This is a genomic window from Lentzea sp. HUAS12, assembly GCF_024125735.1.
GTDB classification, from domain to species: Bacteria; Actinomycetota; Actinomycetes; order Mycobacteriales; family Pseudonocardiaceae; genus Lentzea; species Lentzea albida.
Genome location: NZ_CP099738.1, coordinates 6,648,494 through 6,672,931 on the forward strand (window position 1 = coordinate 6,648,494; position 24,438 = coordinate 6,672,931).

Genomic DNA, 24,438 nt, shown 5'->3' on the forward strand with positions numbered 1-24,438 from the left:
GCGCCCGGGACGAAGTTCCGGTCACATCCACACCAGGAGTCACAACAGTCGACCGGAGAAATACAAACACGTTGTCAGATCAACTAAAAGATCAGAAGTGTGAACGGCGTCGTTTGGGCACCAAAAACAACGCTTCCGCGGCCGCCGGTAGTTGACCGGTCACACAAAAACACGAAGGGGTTCCGAGGAATCTTCCCCGGAACCCCTTCGTGCTTTACCGAATTTCAGCCCTGCTGGTGGTAGGCGTCGAGCACCTCGGCCGGGATGCGGCCGCGGTCCGACACCTTCATGCCCTGCTTGCGGGCCCACTCGCGAATGGCCTGGTTCTGCTCGCGATCCGCCGACGCCGGACGCGCCTTCACAGCACCGGTACCGGCCGGACGACCCGGGCCGATGCGCTTGCGACCACCGGCACGACGCGCACTTCCGACGAAGTCGGCGAGAGCGTCCCGCAGTTTGCCCGCATTGCCCGAGGAAAGGTCGATCGTGTAGCTGACACCGTCCAGGCCGAACTCGACGGTCTCCTCAGCAGTGGAACCGTCCAGATCGTCGACGAGGGTCACCGTGACCTTCTGCGCCATGCGTTCCTCCAGGACCCCGAATGAGCGGTCACCCGCGTCGCCAACTAAAGCCTTCTGCGAGGCAGGTTAGCGCACGGGTGCCGCATTGCACCTATCGACATCCGGAAAGTTACTCATTCAGGGCGAACGAGCGGGAACAAGATGGTCTCCCGGATACCCAGACCCGTGAGGGCCATCAGCAGCCGATCGATACCCATTCCGACACCACCACTCGGTGGCATTCCGTACTCCAGTGATCGCAGAAAGTCTTCGTCGATCGGCATCGCCTCGTGGTCACCGGCCGCGGCAAGACGCGCCTGCGCTTCCAGTCGCTCCCGCTCGATGACCGGGTCCACCAGTTCGGAGTAACCCGTTCCCAGTTCGAATCCGCGCACGTACAGATCCCACTTTTCGGCCACACCGGGCTTGGTGCGGTGCTGCCTGGTCAGCGGGGACGTCTCGACCGGGTAGTCGCGCACGAACGTCGGCGCGTAGAGCGTCTCGCACACCAGGTGCTCCCACAGCTCCTCGACCAGCTTGCCGTGCCCGAACTTCGGGTTCACCTCGAGTTCGTGGCGGTCACAAAGCTTGCGCAGCGTCTCCGCCGGCGTCTCGGGGGTGATTTCCTCACCGACCGCCCCGGACAACGACTCGTAGATGCTCAGCGTCGTCCATTCACCCGAGAGGTCGTACTCGCTGCCATCGGCCAGCGTGACGATCTGAGAACCCGTCACCGCTTCGGCGGCTTCCTGGATCAGCTCGCGCGTGAGTACGGCGTTCGAGTCGTACGTGGCGTAGGCCTCGTAGTACTCGAGCATCGAAAACTCGGGCGAATGCGACGAGTCGACGCCTTCGTTGCGGAAGTTGCGGTTGATCTCGAAGACCTTCTCGATGCCGCCGACGACGCAACGCTTCAAGTACAGCTCCGGCGCGATGCGCAGGAACAGGTCGATGTCGAGCGCGTTCGAGTGCGTGATGAACGGACGCGCGCTGGCACCGCCCTGCAACGTCTGCAACATCGGCGTCTCGACTTCGAGGAATCCACGCCGGTGGAACGAGTCGCGCAGAGAACGAACGACGTTCGCACGGGTCCGAACCGTATCGCGCGCCGTCGGCCTGAGGATCAGGTCGACGTACCGCTGGCGAATGCGGGTTTCCTCGCCGAGTTCCTTGTGCGCGACCGGCAACGGGCGCAACGACTTCGACGTCAGCTGCCACCCGTCCGCCATCACGGAAAGCTCACCGCGGCGCGAGCTGATGACCTCGCCGTGGATGAAAACGTGGTCGCCGAGGTCGACATCCGCCTTCCACTCGGAAAGCGCTTCTTCACCGACACCGGCGAGGCTCAGCATCGCCTGCAGTTCCGTGCCGTCGCCTTCGCGCAACGTCGCGAAGCACAGCTTTCCGGTGTTGCGCATGAACATCACGCGCCCGGTGATGCCGACGAGCTCGCCGGTCTGCGTGTCGGGTTCGAGTTCGGGGTGTGCTTCGCGAATCTCGCGCAACGTGTGCGTGCGCGCGACTTCGACGGGATACGGCTCCTTACCGGAAGCGAGCAGCCGCGCACGCTTCTCCCGGCGCACGCGCATCTGCTCTGGCAGGTCTTCTTCGCTGGTCACGAGGTTTTGCTTCGGCTGCTCACTCACGTCGAGAAGGGTACGGACACCCGTGACGCCAAAGCGAACCGGATACCACTAATTCGCCGGAAGATCGGCAGGCAGCGCCGACCGGACCAACATGTGCGCCGGTTCTCTCACTAAGTTGGGGAGATGGATCTACACGCGAGGCGAGCGGACTCGTTCGGCGCGCAGGCGGAGGCCTACGCCGAACACCGGCCTGACTATCCCGTGGCGGCGATCCGGTGGGCTCTGGAGCCTCTGGGCACGGACGAGCGCCTCGACGTGCTCGACCTCGCCGCCGGCACCGGCAAGCTGACCGCCGTTCTGTGCGCGGAAGGCCACCGCGTGACAGCCGTGGAGCCGAACGAGCAGATGCTCTCCGAACTGGTGCGCCGCGTGCACGGCGTACGCGCGCTGCCCGGACACGCCGAGCACATCCCGGTACCCGACCAGACCGTCGACGCCGTGTTCGTCGGCACCGCGTTCCACTGGTTCGACCAGGAGAAGGCGCTGCCGGAGATCGCACGCGTGCTGCGGCCCGGTGGCGTGCTGGCGGCCATGTGGGCCGAGCCGGTCTCGGACGTCGAGTGGGTGCGCGAGCTGGAGGAGGTGTCGGCGAGCAGCGTCGAGTCGCAGCGGCAGGACCCCGTCTCGATCATGGCGCACCCGTCGTTCGCACCGGCGGAGCGCGCCACCTTCCCGCACTCGCACCGCCGTGACTCGCCGGAAGCGGCCATCGCGTGGATCAACACGCACTCGCGCATGCTCGTCATCGACGACGAGGAGCGGGCCGCGATCAACGACAAGATGCTCGCGTTCCTCCGCGCACGGCCGGAGACGTCGAACGGGCCGTTCGACGTCCCCCTGCGCGCGGAGGTCTTCCGGACGGTGCGGGTCAGCGAGTAGCCGGCAGGTTGCGCTCGAAGACCATGCGCAGCCCCAGCAGGGTCAGGTCGGGCACGTGGTGCGCGATCGTCGAGGACTCGGAGACGACCAGCGGGGCGAGCCCGCCCGTGGCGATCACCGTCACGGGGCCGGGGTCGGTCTGCTGGAGCTCCTCGGTGATCTTGCGCACCAGTCCGTCCACCTGGCCGACGAACCCGTAGACGATGCCGGACTGCAGGCACTCCACGGTGTTCTTGCCGATCACGTTGCGCGGCCTCACCAGCTCGACCTTGCGCAGCTGGGCGGCGCGGGAGGCCAGCGCGTCGACCGAGATCTCGATGCCCGGTGCCAGCGCGCCGCCGAGGAACTCGCCGCGCGACGAGATCACGTCGAGGTTCGTGGACGTGCCGAAGTCGACGACGATGCACGACGTCGCGTAGAGGTGGTGCGCGGCCAGCGTGTTGATCACGCGGTCCGAGCCCACCTCCTTCGGGTTGTCGACGAGCAGCGGGACGCCGGTCTTCACGCCCGGCTCCACGAGGATCTTCGGCACGGAGTCGTAGTAGCGGCCGAGCATCACCCGCAGCTCGCGCAGCACCGCGGGCACGGTGGACAGCGCGGAGATGCCGGTGATCTTGTCGGCGTACTCGCCGAGCAGGCCGCGCATGGTCAGCGCGAGCTCGTCGGCGGTCATCCTGGCGTCGGTGCGCATCCGCCAGTCGCGCACGAGCGGGGCCGAGTCGCCGACCCCGTCGTACAGACCGAGCACGATGTTGGTGTTGCCGACGTCGATGGCGAGCAGCACGGTGTGTTCCTCAGTTCTCGGTCTTGATCAACGCGTCGAGCGCGGTCGCTTCCACGGTCTCAGAAGAAGGCGCGCTCGTGGAGCCGTTCACCAGTCCGGACCCCTCGGGGGCGTGCGCCGGGTCGGCACCGAGGTCGACGACCTTGTTCTCGGCGTCCACGAACACGACGCGCGGCTTGTAGGTGCGCGACTCGGCGTCGTCCATCTGCCCGTACGCGATCAGGATCACGATGTCGCCGGGGTGCACGAGGTGCGCCGCCGCGCCGTTGATGCCGAGCACGCCGGTGCCGCGCTCGCCGGGGATGACGTAGGTCTCCAGGCGGGCACCGTTGGTGACGTCGACGATGGCGACCTGTTCGCCCGCCAGCAGGTCGGCGGCCTCCATCAGGTCCTCGTCGACCGTCACCGAACCGACGTAGTGCAGGTCGGCCTGCGTCACCGTGGCCCGGTGGATCTTGGACTTCAGCATCGTGCGGAACATGTCATTCCCCCTACTCGTCGCCTTCGCCGAGCAACACCGCGATGTTGTCGATCAGACGGGTCGAACCGACGCGGGCCGCGACCAGCAGCCGGGCGTCGCCGTTCTCCGGCGCGGGACCGAGGTCGGACCCGCGCAGCTCCAGGTAGTCCAGCTCGACCTCGGGCGTCTGCGCCAGCACGTCGTGCGCGGCCTTGAGCACCGCGTCCGCGCCCTGCGCCGACACGTGCGCGCCGGCCGTCAGCGCGGCCGACAGCGTCACGGCGTGGTGGCGCTGTTCCGGGCTCAGGTAGGTGTTGCGCGACGACAGCGCGAGGCCGTCGTGCTCGCGGACGGTCGGCACGCCGACGACGTCCAGCGGGAAGTTGAGGTCGCGCGCCATCTTGTGGATGAGCTGGAGCTGCTGGTAGTCCTTCTGCCCGAACACCGCGTACGTGGGCTGCACGATGTTGAACAGCTTCGCCACGACGGTGAGCACGCCCGCGAAGTGGCCGGGGCGCACGGCGCCCTCCAGCTCGTCGCCGAGCGGTCCGGGGTGGACGGTGACCTGCGCGCCTTCCGGGTACATGTCCTCGACGGACGGCGCGAAGACCAGGCCCACGCCCTCCTCGCGGCAGATGTCCACATCGGACTCGAACTGGCGCGGGTACTTGGCCAGGTCCTCGTTGGGCCCGAACTGCAGCGGGTTCACGAAGATCGACACGACGATCACCGTGTTCTGCATGACCTTCGCCTCGCGGATCAGCTGGCGGTGCCCCGCGTGCAGAGCGCCCATCGTGGGCACCAGCGCGACGTTGCGGCCGGCGCCCCGGAGCGCCTTGACGACCCGGTTCAGCCGGGCCGGGTCGCGGTGCACCGTGACGTCGTCCGGGCGGTAGTCGTCCTTGGTCAGTGGCTTCGTCACGTCAGTCCTCGAGAGTGGTGCGAACGTCGTTGGCCGTGTCGGGCTTGAGCAGCCCTGAGCGTTCGGCCCGCTCGGCGGTGCGGCGGGCGAGCACGCGGTAGCTGGGCAGGGTCTCGGGTGCGTCGTCGGCGAGCACGTCGAGGTGCTTGCGCAACGTACCCGTGTCGCCGCGGGCGACCGGACCGGTGAGGGCCCTGTCGCCGTGGCGCAGCGCGTTGTCGAGCGCGGCCGACAGCAGTGGGCCGAGCAGGCGTTCGGCGTTGGCGACGCCGGCGTTGGTGAGCAGGTCGGCGGCGTCGCGGACCAGCGTGATCAGGTGGTTCGCGCCGTGGGCCAGCGCCGCGTGGTAGAGCGGGCGGACCGACTCGGGCACCCGGACCGGATCGGCGTCCATCTCGACGACCAGCGCCTCGCCGACGCTCCAGGCCACCTCGTCGCCGTCCGGTGCGGTCACGCCGACGCACGCGGAGCTCATCCGCTGCAGGTCCTCGGAGCGGCCGGTGAACGTCATGACGGGGTGCAGCGCGAGTGTGAGGGCGCCGAGCGCGGCGGCGGGCTCCAGGACCTTCACGCCCTGCGCGCCGCTCGTGTGCACGACGATCTGGCCCGCCCGCAGCGACCCGGTGGCGACGAGGCCCTTGACCAGGCCCTCAAGCTCGTCGTCCGGCACGGCCAGCAGCACCAGGTCGGCCCGCGCGGCCACATCGGTGGGGTCGGCGATCGGGACGCCGGGCAACAGCTCGTCCGCGCGGTTGCGGGAGGCCTGGGAGACGGCGGAGGCGCCGGTCACCACGTGGCCGGTCCTGGCCAGCGCAGCGCCCAGCACGGAGCCGACGCGGCCTGCCGAGATGACACCCACGGCGAGCCTCGCCGGACGTGGGGTCGCGTCCATGCGACTAACTCCTTCTGACGTTCCAGTCCCTGGTGCGGGTACCGGACGACGTCGCCGAGGGTAGCTCCGCGGGCGGGGGGATGTGCCTCCCGGTGACCGGATTCACCGGCGGGCGGCCGCCCTGGCGGCGTGCAGCGTGTCGAGCAGCACCCCGTGGCGCTGCTCGGCGCTCTGACCGGCCGTTCCCTGCTCGATGCGGTGCCGCAGGAAGGCCAGCTCGGTGACGGCGATCTGGTAGCTCCGCACGGCCTTGGCCGACGTGTCACCCGACTTGCGCTTGACCGCCCGCAGCCAGTTGCGGCGGCCGTTCAGGCTGGCCAGCAGGGCGACCTCGCTGTTGGCGATCCACCGGTTCTGCGCCATCGCGGCGAGCTGACCGGCGACGATCCGCTGTTCCCTGCGCCGCTGCCACACGACGATCGCGACCGCGCCGGCGAACACCGGCACCATGATCAGGAAGTACAGGTTGATGAAGTCCGACCCGGTGCCGACGGTCGTCGAGAAGTTCCACAGCGAGTGCAGCCCGACGGCCGTGAGGTACCCGCCGATGGGCGCGACGACGCGGACCGTCGCGTTGCTCGTCGTCGCCGCGATGCCGACACCGATGCCCGTCATGGCCGTGAACAGCGGGTGCGCGAACGGCGACAGCACCCCGCGCAGCACGAACAGCGCGATCACGCCGCCGCCCATGTTGCCGAGCCCGTTCTCGAGGAAGACCCGGCCGAAGTACCAGATGTTCTCGGTGAACGCGAAGCCTGCGGCCGTGATGCCCGCGTAGACCATGCCGTCGACCACGCCGTCGAACTCGTGCCGGCGCCGCACGAACACGGCGATGAGGAACACGGCCTTGGTCGCCTCCTCGACGATCGGCGCGCCCACGACGGCGGTGAACGTCGTGCCGTCGTTCGTCAGCAGGTCGCCCAGCACCCTCGACGTCTGGTTGAACGCGAGCGAGCTGATCGTCGCGCCGCACGAACCCCAGATGAACGCGAAGAGCAGCATCTTCGCCGGCTCCGGCTCCCAGCGGTCGATCCACAGGAAGGCGCTCACGACGAACGCGACGGGGATCAGCGCGGCGGCGGCGCCGACCAGCAGCGGCTCGATGCCGATGCTCGACGTGCCCAGCGCGAACAGCACGAGCCCTGCCGCGGCCAGCGCGATCAGCGCCACGACGGGGAACAGGACGGTCCAGCGGCGCTGCTCGATGCGCTTCTTGCCCGGCGCCGGCATCGGCGTCGGTGTCGGCGTCGGTGTGAGGTCGGCGTCGGTCACGGAAATGACCTTAGATGCACACTTGTCCGGTGTTGGACTGGGAAGCCGCTTGGCACGCCGCGCTCTACGGGCCTTCCGGCTTCTTCGCGCGCGGGGAGAAGCCGTCCGGGCACTTCCGGACGTCTCCGCTGGTCGGTCCGGAACTGGCCGAGGCGTTGCTGGTGCTGTTGGCGCGCGTGGACGCCGCTCTGGGATTTCCCCCGGTCGTGGACTTCGTGGACGTCGGCGCGGGCGGCGGTGAACTGGCCTTCGCGGTGCGCACGCTCGCCACCGGTTCGCTGGCATCGCGGCTCCGCGTGACCGCCGTCGAGGTCGGGCCTTTCGTCGAGCTGCCCGGGGTTCGGTGGGTTCGCGAGGTGCCGCCGTGCGTCGGGTTGCTGGTCGGGCACGAGTGGCTGGACGCGATCCCCTGCCCGGTGGTGCGCGGTCCTTCGTCCGATCCGTGGATCACCCGGTGGTGGCCTTCGCTGGAGGACGGTGAGCTGGCCGAGGTGGGTTCGCCTCGGGATGCGGCTTGGGCGGCGGCTGTCTCCGGTGTGCGCGGGGCGGCGTTGGCGATCGACTACGGGCACCTGGTGTCGTCGCGCCGGTTCACGCTGACGGGGTATCGGGGTGGGCGTCAGGTGCCGCCCGTGTTCGACGGGTCCTGTGACATCACGGCGCACGTCGCTCTGGATGCGTGCGCGGCCGCTGCCGGTGGGGACTGGGTGCTGGTGTCGCAGCGGGACGCGTTGTCCGCCTTGGGGTTGTCCGGTTCGGCCTCCGGTTCCGGGTGGGACTGGTTGGAGTCGGCCGCTCGGGCCGGGCGGATCGCCGAGTTGCGTGATCCCGGTGGGTTGGGTGGGTTCGGGTGGTTGTTGCACGGGTGTGGGGTGGGGGTGGCGGACCTGTTGCCCGGGTCGCCCGCGTTGCCGCCCTGGCGTCCGAATCCCGCCAGCTTTTCTGGCGGGTGAGGGCGAGGGTTGGGTTCATGCGAATCCACACCGTGTCGCCGTCCGAGTCGTTCTTCGATGCTGGTCGTGAGTACCGGGCTTCCGAGCCTGATGTGCCTTTGCGGTGTTGTTTGCGGAAGTCTTCGGCTGACGAGCCGGTGTGGTTGTTCCGGTATTCGGCGCCGTTCGGGAAGGGGCCGTACTCCGAGGTCGGGCCGGTGTTCACGCACGTGGACTGCCCTGGCGGCGCTTCGGTGGATCGCCTGCCTGTTGAGTTGTTGAACAATCCCCGGATCCTGCGTTCCTACAACGCCGCCGGTCAGATCTGCGACGGCGTGGTGGTGGAGCCCGGATCGTTCGATCGTGCGATCGAAGGATTGTTCAACGATCCTGCGGTGGAGGCGGTGCAGGTGCGGAGCGTGTCGCACGGGTGCTTCTTCTTCGGGGTCACACGGGCTTGAGCGGGGCGCCGCCTTCCCGGCCCGCCCGAGCACCGCCCACACCCCGCCGGCAATCAGCCCGCAGCTCCGTCCCGCCGGCCGCGCCCAACCGGTCCGCAGCCCGCCATCGCCACCTCCAGGACCCCATCGGCACCACCTCACAACCCACCGGCCGCGTCCAAGCCTCCGCCGCCACCCCTCCGCCCCCCACGCGGCCACCAGCCGAGCCCAGCTCTCGCCACCTCGCCACCTCACCCCACGCGCGACCACAACCCGCGCCCAAGCCCCCGCCGCCTCACCCCACGCACGCCACCGCACCACCCGCCGGCCGCGCCCAAGCCCCGTCGCCACCTCCGCACCTCCACAGCCACCGCACGGCCCACCACCCACACCTCACTGCCGAAGCCCCGCCACCCACCGCGCCCCAAACCACGTCCCGCCCCCTCCCCGCCCCCGTGAAACCATGCTCGGGTGAGCGAGCAGATCACCGTCGGCGTGGGCGCGGGCGCCCAGTACCTGGGTGTCGACCGCGTGATCGACCTCGGCCCCCTGCACCCCTCGGCCCACGGCGCCTACCGCCTGCGCCTGACCGTCACGCCGGACCTCGTCATCACCGCGGCCGAGCCCCTCGTCGGGCACCTGCACCGGGGCGCCGAGAAGTTGTTCGAGGTGCGGGACTACCGGCAGGTGCTGACGCTCGCCAACCGGCACGACTGGCTGTCGGCGTTCTGCAACGAGCTCGCGGTGGCGCTGGCCGTGGAGCGCATGACGGGCATGGACGTGCCGGTGCGGGCGCAGTGGTTGCGAGCGCTGCTGTGCGAGCTCAACCGGCTGATGGCGCACATGGTTTTCCTGACTCCGTTGTCCCCCAACGCCGCCACCTACCGTGAAGGCGTGCAGGCGCTCATGGAGGAGGCGTCGGGCGGGCGCATCCACTTCATGTTCAACCGGATCGGCGGGCTGCGCGAGGACGTGCCGGCCGGGTGGACCGCGCGGGTGGCCGCGTTCCTGTCCACTGTGGACACCAGCACGCTGTCCATCGCCACGGAGAAGTTGGAAGGGCTTGGCGTTCTCACCAAGGAGGACGCGTTGGCGTACGGCGTCACCGGGCCCATCGGACGGGCCAGCGGCGTGGACTTCGACCTGCGGCGCGACGACCCGTTGCCCGCTTACAAAGCCTTGAAGTTCGAGCCTGTCACGCGGACTGAGGGCGACGCGGCGGCACGGGTGCGGTGCCTGCTCGACGAAGTGACCAAGTCAGTCGAGTTGGCGACGCAGTGCCTCGAACAGCTGCCGTCCGGGCCCGTGAACCTCCGGCTGCCCAAGGCCATCAAGGCTCCGGAGGGGTCCGTCTACACGCGGGTCGAGGCGCCGCTCGGAACCTCGGGCGTGCACCTGTCGTCGCGGGGCGAGAAGACGCCGTGGCGGCTCAAGTTGCGCACGCCCTCGTTCAACAACGTGCAGGCGCTGTCGGCGCTCCTGCCCGGCACGAAGGTCGACGACCTGCCTGCCGTGCTGAGCTCGTTCGCCGTCATCGTCGGCGACATCGACAAGTAGCGCGGTCTAGTCGTCGCGGCGGCGACGGCGGCGGGGGGCGTCGCCTCCGCCCAGTGAGGCGAGGAGTTCGCTGACCGACTTGCCGTCGGCGTGGGCGCCCGACTGGTCTTCCGGTGCGGCTCGGCGGCCGGTCGAGACCGAGGGCAGGCGGGTGGACGAGTCCTCGGCGACCCTGCGGCCGGAGACCGGGGCCTCCTCCTGCGTGGCGCGGCGGCTCGGTGCGACCGCGGGGAGCCTCGCCGACGACTGCTCGGACGCGGGGCGGCGCACCGGGGGCAGCGACACCAGCGAGTCCTCGGAGGCGGTGCGGCGGGCCGGGGCCTCGTCGGCGCGGCGGCGGCCGCTCGAGGAACCGGCGCTGTCCGGCTTCAGGGTCTCCCACGAGCCGCTGTCCTGAACGGGGGCCGGGCGCTCGTCTGCGCGGCGGCGACCGGCTGCCTGCAACGACTTCGGGTCGATCATCTCGGTGCGCTCGGCCACGCGGGGCTTGCGGGGCTCCGCCGCCTTCACGGGCTCCGGACGCGCCGGCACCTCGGCGCGCACCGGCGGTTGCGCGGGGCGCTGCACCCGCTCGGTGCGGTGGACCTGGGCCTGCACCGGGGTCGCCTTCACGGTCGGCGGCGCCACTTTGGGCGGCTGCGCCTTCTGCGGCACCTGTGGCGCGGCCGCGTTGCCGAGCCGGGCCGACACGGACGCGGCGGCGGCACCTGGACGGGCCTGCGGGCGGGCCGGTTCCTGCTTCTGCACCTTCACGGGCTCGCGGCGGACGACGGCCGGCTGCGGGCGCGGCGAGGTCCTGCTCGGCTCCGGGCGCACGGGCTCGGGGCGCGCCGGTTCGCGGCGCGGGGGCTGCACCTTGGCGTCGTGGGCGACGCGCTCGATCAGCTCGGTGCGCTCGGAGGGCTTCTCGGCGGACGGCGAGGCGGTGATCGCGGGCTTGGCGTTGATGATGCGCTGGTCGGCGCCGGCGGTCAGCCGGGCGGCCTCCGACGACAGCGAGCGCAGGCGGGTCGACTCGGCGCGCAGGGCCACTCGTTCGACGAGGACGTCACCGCCCAGCAACGCCTGCAGGTTGTCGCGCAACGCGTGCAGGTCGGCGCGCAGGGCCTCGATGTCCGCGCGCGACTCCTCCTCGATGCGCTTGCGCGTCTCCGACTCGATCTCGAGTTCGTACTCGCGGCGCGCGGCCACCTCGCGCTCGAGCTCGAGCTCGTAGACGGACTGGAGGTCGGCCACCTCGTCGTCGCGCTCCGTGACCTGTTTGCGGTATTTGGCGGCGAGGAACGCGCCCACCAGAGCCGCCCACAATGCGGCCACCACGGCAAGACGCAGCATGCGGGCACTGTCGCTCAGCACGAGCACCGCCGCGGCCACGAGGGCGAGCGCCAATGCCGCTACTAACAGCAATCGCCCTGAGCCACGACCGTGATCTTCCTGCTCGCCGTCGATCGACGCGCCACGCCCGGTCATGGGCACTACGGTACCGCGTAGTTATCCGACTGAGACCTACGGTCGGGTATCTATCTCGTTTCCGGAACGCTCGTTGGGCGTTTTGCAGCAGTGCTCGAGCCACAGCGCGGCACCCGTCAGAGCGGCCGCCGAGAGCACCCCGACAACCGCTGCCACCAGGTCGTTCGAGGCCGCCGGGAACGAGTCGCGGACGGGGATCACGAAGATCAACACACCGGTCCAGACACCGAACATCAAAGCGCCCAGAACCGACGAAGCCTTCGCCAGCGCGACGGCTCGGGCGGCCGTCAGCGGCTGCACCGGACGCGCTCCCGCACGCCGCTGGATCCTGGCCCGCAACGAGAAGGCGAGCACGACCTCCACGACCGCGATGACGAACAACGTCGACCCGGCCAGCACGGGCAGCGGCGGCAACGTGTCGTAGGCGAGCCGCAGCAGCAGATGGGCCAGCAACGCGGCGATGATCGCGACGGCCGCCAGGTCGCGGGGACGGGTGAACCTCACGCGTCCATCCAACCCGAAAGCACGAGATCGTCACGCCGCCGCACGCCCTCGGCCGAGAACTCCAGGCCCGCAACGGGTCCGCGGCCCGGCAGCACGGCGTCCGGCTCGACGTCGAGCCACGGGATGAGGACTGTTGCGCGCTCAAACGCCCCAGGATGCGGCAGGAGCAGCTCCGGGTGGTCCGAGGTCACCCCGTCCACCGAAACCACGTCCACGTCCAACGTGCGCGGTCCCCAGCGCTTCTCCCGCACGCGTCCGGCGGCGTTCTCGAGCGCCTGGCCGCGACGGAGCCAGCCCCACTCGTCGACGTCGTCCGCGGACACGATCACGATGGCGTTCAAGAAGTCCGGCTGGTCCTCGACACCCCACGCCGCCGTCTCGTACACCGGCGAAACAGCGATCACGTTGGGGCGCAACCCGTCCACCACCGACTGCAGGAAGGCGAACCGGTCGCCGAGGTTCGAGCCGATCGAGAGGACCGCGCGGCTCAAGGCTTGTCCTTGGGCAGCGGGGCGGCGAGCCGGCGCGAACGGCGGATCGTCACCGACACGTCGTCGAACGTCAGCGGGATCGGTGCGGACGGCTTGTGCACCGTCACCTCGGCCGCGTGCAGCCGCGTGTCCGCCATCGCGGCGTCAGCGATCTTGCCCGCCACCGTCTCGATGAGGTCGTACGGCTCACCACCGACGATCGCCGCGGCCATCTCCGCGAGCTCGCCGTAGTGGTACGTCTCGCGGAGGTCGTCCGTGCGCGACGCCGACGACAGGTCCAGCCACAGCGTGATGTCGACGACGAACTCCTGCCCGTCGCGCTTCTCGTGCTCGAACACCCCGTGGTGGCCGCGCACCCGCAGGCCCGTCAACGCGATCCGGTCAGCCATGTCCCCGCCTCCAAGCACCGGCGACGGCGACCGCGTCCAGCGTCCGGTCGACGTCGTGCACCCGCACACCCCACGCTCCGTTGAACGCGGCCAGAGCGGACACCGCCGCGGTCGCGTCCTCCCTGCCGCCCGGTGGACGACCGCCGAGCAACGTGCCGAGGAAGCGCTTGCGCGACGCCCCCACCAGCACCGGGAAGCCCAGCTCGACCAGTTCGTCCAGGCGCTGCAACAACTCCCAGTTGTGGTCGCCCAGTTTCGCGAAGCCCAGCCCGGGGTCGAGCACGATCGACGACTCGGCGACACCGGCGGCCAGCGCGGCCTCGACGCGCTCCAGCAACTCGCTGCGCACGTCCGTCACCACGTCGTCGTACATCGCCAACGCGTCCATCTCCGTGCTGTGCCCACGCCAGTGCATGAGCACGTACGGAACTCCGGCCGCGGCCACGACAGCGGCCATCTCGGGGTCGGCGAGGCCACCGGACACGTCGTTCACGATCGACGCGCCCGCCTCCAGCGCCGCCGCCGCGACGGAGGCCCGCATGGTGTCGACGCTGACCGGCACCTGCTCGGCGACCAGGGCGCGGATGACCGGCACGATGCGCGCGATCTCCTCGGCCGGGTCGACGCGCTCGGCGCCGGGACGGGTGGACTCGCCGCCGACGTCGATCACGTCCGCGCCACGCTTGAACATCTCGACGCCGTGCGCCACCGCGTCCCGCCGATCGACGTACCGGCCGCCGTCGGAGAACGAGTCGGGCGTCACGTTCAGCACGCCCATCACGACACAGCGGCCGGGACGAGGCAGTCCGTTCACCTCGTCCGGCCCCTGATCAGCTCGATCGCCTCCGCCCGCGTCGAGGCGGAAGTGCGCAGCAACCCGCGCACGGCCGACGTCGTCGTGCGCGAACCGGGCTTGCGCACACCGCGCATGCCCATGCAGAGGTGCTCGGCCTCCATCACGACGATCACGCCGCGCGGTTCGAGCTTGCGCACCAACGCGTCAGCGACCTGCGACGTCAGCCGCTCCTGCACCTGCGGCCGCTTCGAGTAGAGGTCGACGAGCCTCGCGAGCTTCGACAGGCCCGTGACCCGCCCCTGCTCGTTCGGGATGTACCCGACGTGCGCCACGCCGTGGAACGGCAGCAGGTGGTGCTCGCAGAAGCTGAACATCGGGATGTCCGTGACGAGGACGAGCTCCTCGTGGCTCTCGTCGAACGTCTTCGCCAGCACGCTGTCCGCGTCGGTGTACAGACCGGCGAACAACTCCCGGTAGGCACGCGCCACCCGTGCGGGTGTCTCGCGCAACCCCTCCCGGTCAGGATCTTCACCGCACGCGAGCAGCAACTCACGCACCGCAGCCTCGGCCCGCGCCTGGTCGAAGACCCGCCGCGCGGAGACGCCGGCCTCCCCGTTGTGGGTGAGGCCGGCGTCTCCGTCGAGCTGTTGTTGCTCGGTCACTGCCGCTCGTCCTGGTCCGGCTGCGGCTTCTTCGGCTCCCAGACGTTGTGCGGCTTGCCGCCGGGCACGGTCGCCGGGGTCCACCCGGGCGGAGCGCCGTAGTTCGGCGGGCCCGACTGGGCACCGGGCTGGGCCGGCTGGTGCACGCCGTTGGAACCGTTCGGGGAGGGCAGCTGCTCGGTGGGCTCCGCCGCGGCGGCGTCCTCCTGCTTCAGCTCCTCCTCGATCGCGTCCTCGACGACGGGCGGCCACGGCTCGCCGCGCTCCTTGGCGAGCTCGCCGGGCGTCTTGACCGGCGGGATGTCGGACGGCGTGCGGTCACCGAAGTCGTTGAACTGGGTGATGCGCGGCCGCTTCTCGACGCGGGCGAAGATCCGCTCCAGGTCCTTCTGGTGCAGGGTCTCCTTGTCGATCAGCTCGAGCGTGAGGTCGTCGAGGACGTCGCGGTAGGTGTTGAGCACCTCGTACGCCTCGGTGTGCGCGGCCTCGATGAGCTTGCGCACCTCCTCGTCGATCTCGTGCGCGACCTCCAGCGAGTAGTCCGCCTGGCGGCCGGCCGAGCGACCGAGGAACGGCTCGCCCTGCTCCTGCCCGTACTTCACGGCGCCGAGCTTCGCGCTCATGCCGTACTCGGTGACCATCGCGCGGGCGATCTTCGTCGCCTGCTCGATGTCGTTGGACGCGCCCGTCGTGGGCTCGTGGAAGACGAGCTCCTCGGCGGACCGGCCACCCAGTGCGAACACCAGTCGCGCGATCATCTCGGACCTGGTCATCAGGTCCTTGTCCTCTTCCGGCACCGAGAGGGTGTGACCACCCGTGCGGCCGCGGGCGAGGATCGTGACCTTGTAGACCGGGTCGATGTCCGGCATCGCCCACGCGGCCAGGGCGTGCCCTGCCTCGTGGTACGCGGTGATCTTCTTCTCCTTCTCGGAGATGATCCGGCTCTTGCGGGCCGGACCGCCGATCACGCGGTCCACCGACTCCTCGAGGGCGGCACCGTCGATGATGCTGCCGTTCTTGCGCGCGGTGAGCAGCGCGGCCTCGTTGATGACGTTCGCGAGGTCGGCGCCGGAGAACCCGACGGTGCGCTTCGCGAGTCCGTCGAGGTCGGCGTCCGCGGCGAGCGGCTTGCCCTTCGAGTGCACCCGGAGGATCTGCTTGCGGCCCTTCAGGTCCGGCGCGGACACCGGGATCTGGCGGTCGAAGCGGCCGGGGCGCAGCAGGGCGGGGTCGAGGATGTCCGGGCGGTTCGTCGCCGCGATCAGGATGATCCCGCCACGCGAGTCGAAGCCGTCCATCTCGACGAGCAGCTGGTTCAGCGTCTGCTCGCGCTCGTCGTGACCGCCGCCGAGACCGGCACCGCGGTGGCGGCCCACCGCGTCGATCTCGTCGACGAAGATGATGCACGGCGCGTTCTGCTTGGCCTGCTCGAACAGGTCGCGCACACGCGAGGCACCGACACCGACGAACATCTCGACGAAGTCCGAGCCGGAGATCGAGTAGAACGGCACGCCCGCCTCACCGGCGACGGCCCTGGCGAGCAGCGTCTTACCGGTTCCCGGCGGGCCGTAGAGCAGCACGCCCTTCGGGATCTTGGCGCCGAGCGCCTGGTAGCGGCCGGGGTTCTGGAGGAAGTCCTTGATCTCTTCCAGTTCCTCGACGGCCTCTTCGGCACCGGCGACGTCGGCGAACGTCGTCTTGGGCATGTCCTTGGAGAGCTGCTTGGCCTTGGACTTGCCGAAGTTCAGGACGCGGTTGCCGCCGCCCTGGGCGTTGTTCATCATCCACATGAGCAGCAGCAGGAGCAGGCCGAGCGGCACGAGGTAGATCAAGATCTGCATCAGGATGGACTCCTGGCTGACCTTGGTCTCGACGGTCGGCTTGTTGCCGGCCTGGTCGAGGACGTTGAAGATCTCGTCCGTCGAGCTGGCCGGGAACTGCGTGATCAGGCGGTTGCTGCCCTCGAAGGTCGTGCCGTCGGTGAGGGTGAGCCGGAGACGCTGCTCCTTGTCCTCGATCGTGGCTTCCTTGACCTTGCCGTCCCGCACCTGTTGGAGTGCTTGGGAGGTCTTGACCTGGTGATAACCCCGTGAGTCGTCGAAGAGCACGGTGAAGACGAAGTAGAGCAGCAACACCGCAGCGATCCACAGCAGCGGGTTGCGAAGCAGGCGCTTGCGGTCCATGCACTTACGGCCGGCGGGCGGCCTCGACCCTCCCTGACTTGCGCGTCGGGCAGTGGAAGACCCACATACCGCGTCCGACCAGCCTACCGCTCGCTGGCCGGGTACTGAGCAACCAACGGGCGAGGCCCACCTGTGGTTCCCACTGGTGACCCCCGCCACGCACGTTCACGCACTTTGGTTCATCCGGAACAAATACCGCCAGGCAGACGAGTGACGCAGGTCACGCCGTCTCAGTACGTTTGGCGGTCACATGTCATCCTCATGCATTCCCCCGAGTGTTCCCCCGCCACTCGAAAGAGTGAACACGTGACCGAAGGTAAGTAACTGTATGTCAGCACGTCATACGTCCCCCGGCTTGTTCCGGCGGGTCGCCCTCCCCGTGGGCGCCCTGCTCGGGGTCGTCGCGGCGGCGGGCGTCACGGTCGTGGCCCTGCGCGTCACCAGCGGCGCGGACTGCTCAGGCGCACTGCCGTTGAAGGTCGCCGTCACCCCCGCCGCGCTCGACGTGGTGAACTCGGCGGCGCAGGACTACCAGCGGTCACAACCGGTCGTGCGCGGCCGGTGCGTCCAGGTCACGGTCGAGTCGCGCAACGCGGCGGACGTGGCGAACGAACTCCCCACCGCGCAGATCAACCCCCACTCGCTGTGGATCCCCGACTCGTCGATGTGGGCGGCCGAGGCCCAGCGCCAGGCCGCCGAGACCGGCCCCGAGGCGCCGAAGCTGGACATCAAGCCCTCCCTGGCCTCCAGCCCGCTCGTGATGGCCGGGTCCCAGCAGGCGATGTCGAAGATCGGCTTCCCGGTCACGCCCGTCTCGTGGTCCAAGGTCGTCGACCCGAAGGTCCAGATCTCGATGAGCGACCCGACGATGACGTCGGAGGGCCTCGCCTCGCTGTTCGTGATCCGCACCCTGCTGGGCAACGCCGACGGCACGCCCAAGCCGGAACTCGTCGGCACCCTGCTGCGCGTGGGCCGCAGCGCCGTCCCGTCGGTCCGCGACGCGTTCGGCAAGGTCACCACGGACGCCGCGAAGGCACCGCTGTTCGCCGCGACCGAGCAGTCCGTCGTGTCGAACAACCGCACGATGAAGGACAACGCCGTCCTGGGCGCCCCGCCCAAGGAGGGCACGCTCTCGTTCGACTACCCGCTGGTCCGCGTCTCCCGCCCGAACGAGCCCGAGGGCGTCGGCGAGGCGGCGGCGGAGTTCGAGAAGGTCCTGCGCTCGAACGACACCTCGAAGCGCTTCGGCGAGGCGGGCTTCCGCACCGTGAACGGCGCCGCCCCCGCGAAGTGGACGACCGACGTCGAGGGCGTCCAGGCGGGCGACGTGAAGCTGATCGAGACCCCGAACGCCGACCAGGTCTCCGAACTCCTGCGCACCTGGGGCGCCATCAGCCTCGACATGCGCATGCTGACCGTCATCGACGTCTCCGGCTCGATGATCGAGAAGAGCGGCAACGGCAAGACCCGCGTCGAGGCGGCCACCGAGGCCTCGATGACCGCCCTGTCGATGCTCCCGGACACCACGGCCATCGGCCTCTGGGCCTTCTCCACCGACAAGAAGCCCCCGAACGACTGGATCGAACTGGTCCCGATAGGGCCTCTGGGCGAACCCCTGGCAGGCGTCACCCGCCGCAAGCGCCTGGAGGCGGGCGCCTCCCAGCTCCCCGGCCTGGTGGGCGGTGGCACGGCCCTGAACGACACGACCCTGGCGGCGTTCCGCCACGTCCTGCAGGGCTACGACCCGGCCAAGGTGAACTCCGTCGTCCTCATGACCGACGGCCGCAACGACGACATCTCGTCGATCGACACCGGCGCCCTGATCGAGACCCTGAAGCGCGAGGCGGACCCGGCCAAGCCGGTGCCGATCATCATGGTCGGCCTCGGCGACGAGGTGGACATGGACGCGCTCCGCGCGATCTCGGCGGCCACGGGCGGCAAGGCGTACCAGGCGCCGAACCCGGAGGACATCCGCGGCGTGCTGCTGGACGCGGTGTCGCAGCGGCGGTGCCGCCCGAACTGCTGACTCGGGTGGTGCGAGACCTGACGCCGGGCTTCCCTTGGGGAGGCCCGGCGTTTTGCATGTGTGGGGCAAACGCACCCGCCAACGCGAGGCGGCTGCGCACGCAGGCGCGGCGCGCGGTGCCAACCGGACAGCTGTACGCACAAAGCCGCCCACGCATCCAGCCTGGCGTGGCGAGCTGTCCGAACCTTGATCTGACGGACCACCCTCGCAAGGCGACCCGACCCCAGGAACGCGACCACCCGCCAAACGCAAAACGGGGGCGCACCGGCGCCCCCGTCCACGAAAAAGCGCTCAGCTCGAATAGACCTTCGGGTCCAACGTGCCGATGTAGGGCAGATCCCGGTACCGCTCCGCGTAGTCCAACCCGTACCCCACGACGAACTCGTTGGGGATGTCGAACCCGACGTACTTGACCGGCACCTCGACCTTCACCGCGTCGGGCTTGCGCAGCAACGTGCACACCTGCAACGACCGCGGCTTGCGCGACTGCAGGTTCTTCAACAACCAGGACAACGTCAACCCGGAGTCGATGATGTCCTCGACGATCACCACGTTGCGGTCGGCGATGTCGCGGTCCAGGTCCTTCAAGATCCGCACCACGCCCGAGGACGAGGTAGAGGACCCGTAGGACGAGACGGCCATGAACTCCAACTGCACCGGAACTGGCAAAGCGCGGGCAAGGTCGGCCATGAACATCACAGCGCCCTTGAGCACGGTGATCAGCACGAGGTCGGAGTCACCTTCGGGGTGATCATCCGCGACCTGCTTGGCGAGTTCGGTGACCTTGTCGCTGATCTCCTGCTCGGTGATGAGCACGGATGCGATGTCGCCGTCGTACACGGACAGGTCCCCTCTGCTTAAGACTGTGGTTCCACAACGAGCCTGCCATGCGCGCGCCGCACGACAAAGCCACCGGGTAGCCAGACACCGCCCTGACCGCGCCATTCACTCACCAGTGCGTCAACACGTCGCAGGTGCGAATCGGACAGTTCAGGCACGCCCTCGTCGATCAGCCACGTTCTGACCACTCTCCGTCGAAGGGCGGCGGGCAGTTCGGCGATGTCGTCGACGGCACAGCAGTCGCCGGCGAAGGCTTCCGCGAGAGAGTCGAGTGCGTCACAGTCCTCGCGCAGCTGTGCTGCCGTGCGCGCCAACGAAGACGAGACGCCGCCTTGCAGCACCGCTTCGAGCAACGGCAGGACCTCAGATCTCAACCGCACGCGCGTGAACGACGGGTCGGAGTTGTGCGGGTCCTCCCACCACTCGATGCCCTGCTCCACACACGCAGCACGCGTCACGGCCCGAGAGACGCCCAGCAATGGCCGTCCCCAGGGCGCATCGAACGGGCGCATGCCGGCGATCGAGCGCGGACCGGACCCGCGGCCCAGGCCCAGCAGGACCGTCTCGGCCTGGTCGTCCAGCGTGTGGCCGAGCAGCACGACGCCCGAAGCAGGCCTCAACGCCTCGTAGCGGGCGTTGCGCGCAGCCGCCTCGGGCCCACCGGGTCCGGAGACGACGACGGGCTCCACGCGCGCCACGAGTCCGAACGACGAGCACTGGCCGGCCGCCCGCAACGCCACGTCGGCGGACCCCGGCTGCAGCTGGTGGTCGACGACCACGGCGGACGCGCCCGGCATCAGCCGGCCCACGCACGCGGCCAGCGCCAGGGAGTCGGCGCCGCCCGAGACCGCGACGGTCACCGCCTCCGGCTGGACGACGTCCAGGAACCTGCGGACCGCCGTCCGGATCTCGGCGACCGGTCCGTTCACGGCGACACGCGGCGCAGCCAGCTCATCGGCTCGGCGATCTCGACACGGGTCGGCAGCGTGTCGGCGGACGTCCAGATGGCGTTGAAGCCGTCCATCCCCACGCGTTCCACGACGTACGAGGTGAACTGCGCGCCCTCCTCGTACTGGCGCACCTTCGCCTCCACGCCGAGCACCGTGCGCAGGATCCGGTCGAGCAGGCCGCCGCCCTTGCGACGCGCGCTGAAGCGGGTGCGGATCGTCGCCACGGACGGCACGACCGAGGGGCCGACGGCGTCCATCACGTGGTCGGCGTGGCCTTCGAGCAAAGTGGACAGCGCGATCAGCCGGTCCAGCAGGACCTTCTGCTGCGGCGACTGGATGAGGTCGATCAGGCTCATCGGGCCGTCGCCCTCGCGCAGCTTCTGCCGGAAGTCGCGGATCACGTCGGTCAGCGGCGCGCGTTCTTCGTCCATTGAGGACAGCAGTGCGGTGACCTGGTCGGAGAAGTACTTGCGCAGCCACGGCACGCCGGTGAACTGCAGGCGGTGCGTGCACTCGTGCAGGCACACCCACATGCGGAAGTCGTCGTCCGGCACGTCCAGGGCCTGTTGCGCGCCAACGATGTTCGGCGCGACGAGCAGCAACCGCCCGGCGAGCTGGTCGGTCGGGCTGAACGGGTCGTACTGGCCGAGCACGCGCGACGACAGGAACGCCATCACCACACCGGCCTGCACACCGGCCGTGCCTGCCAGGAGGCTCGCCATCGGCCCTGTCGGGCGCGGCATCGCGGGGCCTGTCAGCGCGGCGAGGCCCTGTGCGGCGGCCGCGACCCACGCCGGGCGGTCCACGACCTCGCCCGGCAGCAGCGGCAGTCCCTGCCCGAGCGTGGTCAGCTCGCGGACGTGCACCTCCGCCTGGGGCGCGAGCTCGCGCAGTCTGCCGACGACGTGGTCAGCCTCGTCCTTGCCGATCACGGGGCCCGGCCGGACGAGTCGCACGGCGGTCGAAACCGCCAGCTCCCAGTCCACCGGGCCGAGCTCTGCCTCCGTCGCGCCGTTCACGCTTCCGACGCTACCTGCGCACGGCCCGCTACGAACAGCCACAACCGCGCAACGCAGCGGCCATCACGTCGAGCGCGGGCCGGACCTCGGTCTCCGGGTTGCGGTCGCTCGCGGACATGAACGAGAACACGAGCACCCGTCCGTCCACGTCGACGACCACGCCGGCGAGGGCGTTGACGCCGGTGAGCGTGCCGGTCTTGGCCCGCACCCAGCCCTTGCCCTGCGCCGCCGAGCCCGTGTAGCGGCCGGCGAGGGTGCCGCTGCCGCCCGCGACCGGCAGCGCCGTCAGCAACGGCCGCAGCTTCGCGGTGCGCGGGTCGTCCAGCGTGGGCTTGGCCGCCGCGGTGAGCACGTCGGTGAGCAGCTTGGCCGGGATCTTGTTCGACGCGGACAGCCCGCTGCCGTCCACGAAGTTCGCCCCGGTGAGGTCGAACCCGTTCTTGGTCAGCACGTCCCGCACGGCCTTCACGCCGCCCGCGAACGACGGCTCGTTGCCGGTCTTGATCGCGATCTCGCGGGCGACGGCCTCCGTCAGGACGTTGTCCGAGATCTGCATCATGTTGTCGACGAGCTGCTCGACGGGCGCCGACTTGACCTCGCCGAGCACCGGCGCGCCCTGCGGGGCCGAGCCCGCCGTGGCTCCCGGGGCCCCGATGCGCTGTGCGAACGCGTCCGCCGCCGCCTGCGCGGGACTGCCGGTGCGCACGCCGTTGACGTTGGACTGGTCGACCCGGCCGCCGTCGAGCATGAACGGCACGATCGGCGCGACCGAACCGCCCGCGATGTCCGCCGACTCCCACTGCGGGCCGAGCGGCTCGCCCACGTACCGGCTGAGGTCGAACTGGACCTTGGTGACCGGTCCCTTGGCCTTGACCTGGTTCACCAGGTCGTCGAGCGTCGCGGCGCCGGGGTAGACCGACCTGCCGGGCGCGCCGGAGAGCGTCGGGTCGCCGCCGCCGACGATCACCACCGTGCCGGGCTCCGCGCCCTGGACGACCTTGGTGCTGAGCTGGTCGGTCTTCTCGAGGCTCAGCAGGGCCGCGGCCGCAGTGAGGATCTTGAGGCTCGACGCCGGGGTCGCGGGCGTGGTGTCGCCCCGCTGCCACAGCGCGGCACCGCTGGCCGGGTCGATGACGCTGCCGGTGAGCGTGCCCAGCGCGCCGTTGCCCGCGGGTCCGGCGAGCGCCTGCTGCACGCCTGCCGCCGTCGGCGCCGGGGCACCCGCGGTGACGGCCTTGACCAGCGGCTGGACGGCGGCCGGCGGGGCGGGCGGCCTGGTCTCGACCGCGGTGGTGCCACCGAACTCGTTGACGGCGTAGACGGTGGCGCCGGCGAGGGCCGCGACGACCAGCAGGCTCAGCACCACGAGGAGCGGCTTGCGGCTCTTCCCGGGCTCGTCGGTGGTGAGGCGGTCCTCGGGTTCCTCGTCGTAGCCGGTGACGGGGAGGTCCCGCGGCTCCTGGCGCGGCGGTTCCGGACGCGGTTCAGGACGCGACTCCTGGCGCGGTTCTTGGCGAGGTTCCGGACGCGGCGGTGGCGGCACGGGCCGGGGCTGCTCGGGCCGTGGAGGTTCCTGGCGCGGCGGTGCCGGGGTCTGCAGCTGGTCGACGCGCTTGGTCGGTTCCGGCCGCGGGGCCTGCCGGTCCGGTCTCACCGGCTGGTCGAACCACGACTGGTCGCCGTCGGGCAGCTGGTCGACCCGCGCCGTCCTGGCGTGCGGGACGGACATCTCGGCGGTCCGCTGCTCCCCGTTCGGCTCGACGCGCACCGGGAGGGCCCGGGGTTGGCCGACTTCCGGAGCAATCGGGCCGTGAGACTTCCCACCGGGGTTTCCGCCCGCGTGCCCGTTCGAGACGGGTGGAGGTCCACCGGGAGCACCGGAACCGGGCCGGGAACCGTTCGGAGCGGAACGAACGGGCGAGGAGCGCAGCGGTTCCTGAGTGGACGGTGTCGCGAGCACGGCGGCGAGGGGGAACCGCATCGTCGGCTGGTCCACGGACGGGCGGCTGACCTGCACAGTCGGCTCGGAAGGGACGACTTCTGAATCGATGTCGTCGTCCTCGGTCGGCCACTGGGGGTCGTCCGGCACGGAGACCTCCGTCAGTTCGGTACGGGCAATCTCACACCCACCAACCACCGCTCCGGTGAGGGTTGACAAGGCGTCGTGGTCCACACTAGTGGGCATCACGAATGGGCTACATGAGCGAGGACCAGTGGAATTCGACGTCCTGATCGAGATCCCCAAGGGCGTGCGCAACAAGTACGAGGTGGACCACAAGAGTGGCCGCATCCGCCTCGACCGCACGTTGTTCACGTCGACGCAGTACCCCGCCGACTACGGGTTCATCGAGAACACCCTGGGTGAGGACGGCGACCCGTTGGACGCCCTCGTCCTCGTCCAGGAGCCGACGTTCCCCGGCTGCCTGATCGCCGCTCGTGCGATCGGCATGTTCCGCATGACGGATGAGAAGGGCGGCGACGACAAGGTTCTGTGCGTCCCGGCCAACGACCCGCGCCACGAGCACCTGCGCGACATCCACCACCTGGCGGAGTTCGACCGCCTGGAGATCCAGCACTTCTTCGAGGTCTACAAGGACCTCGAGCCGGGCAAGAGCGTCGAGGGCGCGTCCTGGGTGGGCCGCACCGAGGCCGAGGCCGAGATCAAGCGCTCCTACCAGCGCTTGAAGGACGCCGAGGCACGCGGCGAGACGTTCCACTAAGCACGAAGGAAAAGAGGGGCCGCCCGAAGGCGGCCCCTCTTTTT

At 69.9% G+C, this 24,438-nt stretch carries 24 protein-coding genes; 6 read left to right on the forward strand and 18 right to left on the reverse strand.

Annotation, left to right across the window (positions count from 1 at the left end; translation table 11 throughout):
• Positions 1–224: 224 nt before the first annotated feature.
• Together ND450_RS30510 and lysS are read right to left on the reverse strand one after the other, a co-directional pair.
• The gene (locus ND450_RS30510; protein ID WP_253321903.1) at positions 225–581 is read right to left on the reverse strand and encodes an Lsr2 family protein; all 357 of its coding nucleotides are present in this window, start codon (positions 579–581) and stop codon (positions 225–227) included.
• A gap of 113 nt (positions 582–694) precedes the next feature.
• A complete protein-coding gene (gene lysS / locus ND450_RS30515) occupies positions 695–2,149 on the reverse strand; it encodes a lysine--tRNA ligase (protein WP_253328038.1) in 1,455 nt (484 codons plus the stop codon).
• A 180-nt stretch (positions 2,150–2,329) separates the two neighbouring features.
• On the opposite strand from lysS, the gene ND450_RS30520 reads away from it, so the two are divergent.
• Positions 2,330–3,085 (forward strand): class I SAM-dependent methyltransferase, encoded by a 756-nt coding sequence (locus ND450_RS30520; RefSeq protein ID WP_253321904.1) that lies wholly within the window; start codon positions 2,330–2,332, stop codon positions 3,083–3,085.
• On the opposite strand, the gene ND450_RS30525 is transcribed toward ND450_RS30520, so the two are convergent.
• From ND450_RS30525 to ND450_RS30545, 5 genes are all read right to left on the reverse strand, one after another.
• On the reverse strand, positions 3,075–3,869 hold the full coding sequence (locus tag ND450_RS30525) for a type III pantothenate kinase (protein WP_089908321.1): 795 nt from the start codon (positions 3,867–3,869) through the stop codon (positions 3,075–3,077). The genes ND450_RS30520 and ND450_RS30525 overlap by 11 nt on opposite strands.
• A 10-nt stretch (positions 3,870–3,879) precedes the next feature.
• Positions 3,880–4,350 carry an aspartate 1-decarboxylase gene (gene panD, locus ND450_RS30530; RefSeq protein ID WP_253321905.1) on the reverse strand — a complete coding sequence of 157 codons (471 nt, stop codon included), beginning with the start codon at positions 4,348–4,350 and terminating at the stop codon, positions 3,880–3,882.
• 10 nt (positions 4,351–4,360) lie between these two features.
• Entirely contained in the window at positions 4,361–5,251 is an 891-nt protein-coding gene (panC, locus tag ND450_RS30535; RefSeq protein WP_253321906.1) for a pantoate--beta-alanine ligase, read from the reverse strand.
• A 1-nt stretch (position 5,252) separates the two neighbouring features.
• The gene (locus tag ND450_RS30540) at positions 5,253–6,143 is read right to left on the reverse strand and encodes a Rossmann-like and DUF2520 domain-containing protein (RefSeq protein WP_253321907.1); all 891 of its coding nucleotides are present in this window, start codon (positions 6,141–6,143) and stop codon (positions 5,253–5,255) included.
• A 102-nt stretch (positions 6,144–6,245) separates the two neighbouring features.
• Entirely contained in the window at positions 6,246–7,373 is a 1,128-nt protein-coding gene (locus tag ND450_RS30545; RefSeq protein WP_253328039.1) for a PrsW family intramembrane metalloprotease, read from the reverse strand.
• A gap of 71 nt (positions 7,374–7,444) precedes the next feature.
• On the opposite strand from ND450_RS30545, the gene ND450_RS30550 reads away from it, so the two are divergent.
• The 3 genes from ND450_RS30550 (at position 7,445) to ND450_RS30560 (ending at position 10,344) form a co-directional block, all read left to right on the forward strand.
• Positions 7,445–8,368, forward strand: coding sequence for an SAM-dependent methyltransferase (locus tag ND450_RS30550; RefSeq protein WP_253321908.1), 924 nt, complete (start codon positions 7,445–7,447; stop codon positions 8,366–8,368).
• Positions 8,369–8,385: 17 nt separating this feature from the next.
• A complete protein-coding gene (locus tag ND450_RS30555; protein ID WP_253321909.1) occupies positions 8,386–8,808 on the forward strand; it encodes a DUF1203 domain-containing protein in 423 nt (140 codons plus the stop codon).
• A gap of 450 nt (positions 8,809–9,258) precedes the next feature.
• On the forward strand, positions 9,259–10,344 hold the full coding sequence (locus tag ND450_RS30560) for an NADH-quinone oxidoreductase subunit D (RefSeq protein WP_253321910.1): 1,086 nt from the start codon (positions 9,259–9,261) through the stop codon (positions 10,342–10,344).
• A gap of 6 nt (positions 10,345–10,350) precedes the next feature.
• Here the strand turns inward: ND450_RS30560 and ND450_RS30565 are convergent, their stop codons facing one another.
• The 7 genes from ND450_RS30565 to ftsH are packed head-to-tail and all read right to left on the reverse strand — an operon-like array spanning position 10,351 to position 16,839.
• Complete coding sequence (locus ND450_RS30565; protein ID WP_253321911.1) at positions 10,351–11,814, reverse strand: DUF6779 domain-containing protein; 1,464 nt, start codon at positions 11,812–11,814, stop codon at positions 10,351–10,353.
• A gap of 36 nt (positions 11,815–11,850) precedes the next feature.
• Positions 11,851–12,318: a DUF3180 domain-containing protein gene (locus ND450_RS30570; protein WP_253321912.1), complete on the reverse strand. Its 468-nt coding sequence runs from the start codon at positions 12,316–12,318 to the stop codon at positions 11,851–11,853.
• Positions 12,315–12,809 carry a 2-amino-4-hydroxy-6-hydroxymethyldihydropteridine diphosphokinase gene (gene folK / locus ND450_RS30575; protein WP_253321913.1) on the reverse strand — a complete coding sequence of 165 codons (495 nt, stop codon included), beginning with the start codon at positions 12,807–12,809 and terminating at the stop codon, positions 12,315–12,317. Before folK ends, ND450_RS30570 begins: the two co-directional genes overlap by 4 nt.
• Positions 12,806–13,198 (reverse strand): dihydroneopterin aldolase, encoded by a 393-nt coding sequence (folB, locus tag ND450_RS30580; RefSeq protein ID WP_253321914.1) that lies wholly within the window; start codon positions 13,196–13,198, stop codon positions 12,806–12,808. The genes folK and folB overlap by 4 nt, the downstream gene beginning before the upstream one ends.
• Positions 13,191–13,976, reverse strand: coding sequence for a dihydropteroate synthase (gene folP / locus ND450_RS30585; protein ID WP_253328040.1), 786 nt, complete (start codon positions 13,974–13,976; stop codon positions 13,191–13,193). Before folP ends, folB begins: the two co-directional genes overlap by 8 nt.
• 32 nt (positions 13,977–14,008) lie before the next feature.
• Positions 14,009–14,656, reverse strand: a complete 648-nt coding sequence (gene folE / locus ND450_RS30590) for a GTP cyclohydrolase I FolE (RefSeq protein ID WP_089908290.1) — start codon at positions 14,654–14,656, stop codon at positions 14,009–14,011.
• A complete protein-coding gene (gene ftsH / locus ND450_RS30595; protein ID WP_253321915.1) occupies positions 14,653–16,839 on the reverse strand; it encodes an ATP-dependent zinc metalloprotease FtsH in 2,187 nt (728 codons plus the stop codon). Before ftsH ends, folE begins: the two co-directional genes overlap by 4 nt.
• Positions 16,840–17,167: 328 nt before the next feature.
• Here ftsH and ND450_RS30600 point away from each other — a divergent pair, with 328 nt between their 5' ends.
• The gene (locus ND450_RS30600; RefSeq protein ID WP_253321916.1) at positions 17,168–18,865 is read left to right on the forward strand and encodes a substrate-binding domain-containing protein; all 1,698 of its coding nucleotides are present in this window, start codon (positions 17,168–17,170) and stop codon (positions 18,863–18,865) included.
• Between the two features lie 291 nt (positions 18,866–19,156).
• On the opposite strand, the gene hpt is transcribed toward ND450_RS30600, so the two are convergent.
• Genes hpt through dacB form a run of 4 tightly spaced genes read right to left on the reverse strand, consistent with a single transcriptional unit; the run spans position 19,157 to position 23,763 of the window.
• Complete coding sequence (gene hpt / locus ND450_RS30605) at positions 19,157–19,705, reverse strand: hypoxanthine phosphoribosyltransferase (RefSeq protein ID WP_089908282.1); 549 nt, start codon at positions 19,703–19,705, stop codon at positions 19,157–19,159.
• Positions 19,706–19,722: 17 nt separating this feature from the next.
• On the reverse strand, positions 19,723–20,634 hold the full coding sequence (gene tilS / locus ND450_RS30610) for a tRNA lysidine(34) synthetase TilS (protein ID WP_253321917.1): 912 nt from the start codon (positions 20,632–20,634) through the stop codon (positions 19,723–19,725).
• Entirely contained in the window at positions 20,631–21,674 is a 1,044-nt protein-coding gene (locus ND450_RS30615) for a zinc-dependent metalloprotease (protein WP_253321918.1), read from the reverse strand. Before ND450_RS30615 ends, tilS begins: the two co-directional genes overlap by 4 nt.
• Before the next feature lie 28 nt (positions 21,675–21,702).
• Positions 21,703–23,763, reverse strand: coding sequence for a D-alanyl-D-alanine carboxypeptidase/D-alanyl-D-alanine-endopeptidase (gene dacB / locus ND450_RS30620; RefSeq protein ID WP_253321919.1), 2,061 nt, complete (start codon positions 23,761–23,763; stop codon positions 21,703–21,705).
• 124 nt (positions 23,764–23,887) lie between these two features.
• Here dacB and ND450_RS30625 point away from each other — a divergent pair, with 124 nt between their 5' ends.
• Positions 23,888–24,394, forward strand: a complete 507-nt coding sequence (locus tag ND450_RS30625; protein WP_089908272.1) for an inorganic diphosphatase — start codon at positions 23,888–23,890, stop codon at positions 24,392–24,394.
• The last annotated feature ends 44 nt before the right edge of the window (positions 24,395–24,438 follow it).

Coding starts and splice junctions, on each gene's coding strand:
- ND450_RS30510 (WP_253321903.1), bottom strand. CDS start 581: ATGGCGCAGAAGGTCACGGTGACCCTCGTCGACGATCTGGACGGTTCC.
- lysS (WP_253328038.1), bottom strand. CDS start 2,149: ATGCGCGTGCGCCGGGAGAAGCGTGCGCGGCTGCTCGCTTCCGGTAAG.
- ND450_RS30520 (WP_253321904.1), top strand. CDS start 2,330: ATGGATCTACACGCGAGGCGAGCGGACTCGTTCGGCGCGCAGGCGGAG.
- panD (WP_253321905.1), bottom strand. CDS start 4,350: ATGTTCCGCACGATGCTGAAGTCCAAGATCCACCGGGCCACGGTGACG.
- ND450_RS30540 (WP_253321907.1), bottom strand. CDS start 6,143: ATGGACGCGACCCCACGTCCGGCGAGGCTCGCCGTGGGTGTCATCTCG.
- ND450_RS30545 (WP_253328039.1), bottom strand. CDS start 7,373: ATGCCGGCGCCGGGCAAGAAGCGCATCGAGCAGCGCCGCTGGACCGTC.
- ND450_RS30555 (WP_253321909.1), top strand. CDS start 8,386: ATGCGAATCCACACCGTGTCGCCGTCCGAGTCGTTCTTCGATGCTGGT.
- ND450_RS30565 (WP_253321911.1), bottom strand. CDS start 11,814: ATGACCGGGCGTGGCGCGTCGATCGACGGCGAGCAGGAAGATCACGGT.
- folB (WP_253321914.1), bottom strand. CDS start 13,198: ATGGCTGACCGGATCGCGTTGACGGGCCTGCGGGTGCGCGGCCACCAC.
- folP (WP_253328040.1), bottom strand. CDS start 13,976: ATGGGCGTGCTGAACGTGACGCCCGACTCGTTCTCCGACGGCGGCCGG.
- ftsH (WP_253321915.1), bottom strand. CDS start 16,839: ATGGACCGCAAGCGCCTGCTTCGCAACCCGCTGCTGTGGATCGCTGCG.
- ND450_RS30600 (WP_253321916.1), top strand. CDS start 17,168: ATGTCAGCACGTCATACGTCCCCCGGCTTGTTCCGGCGGGTCGCCCTC.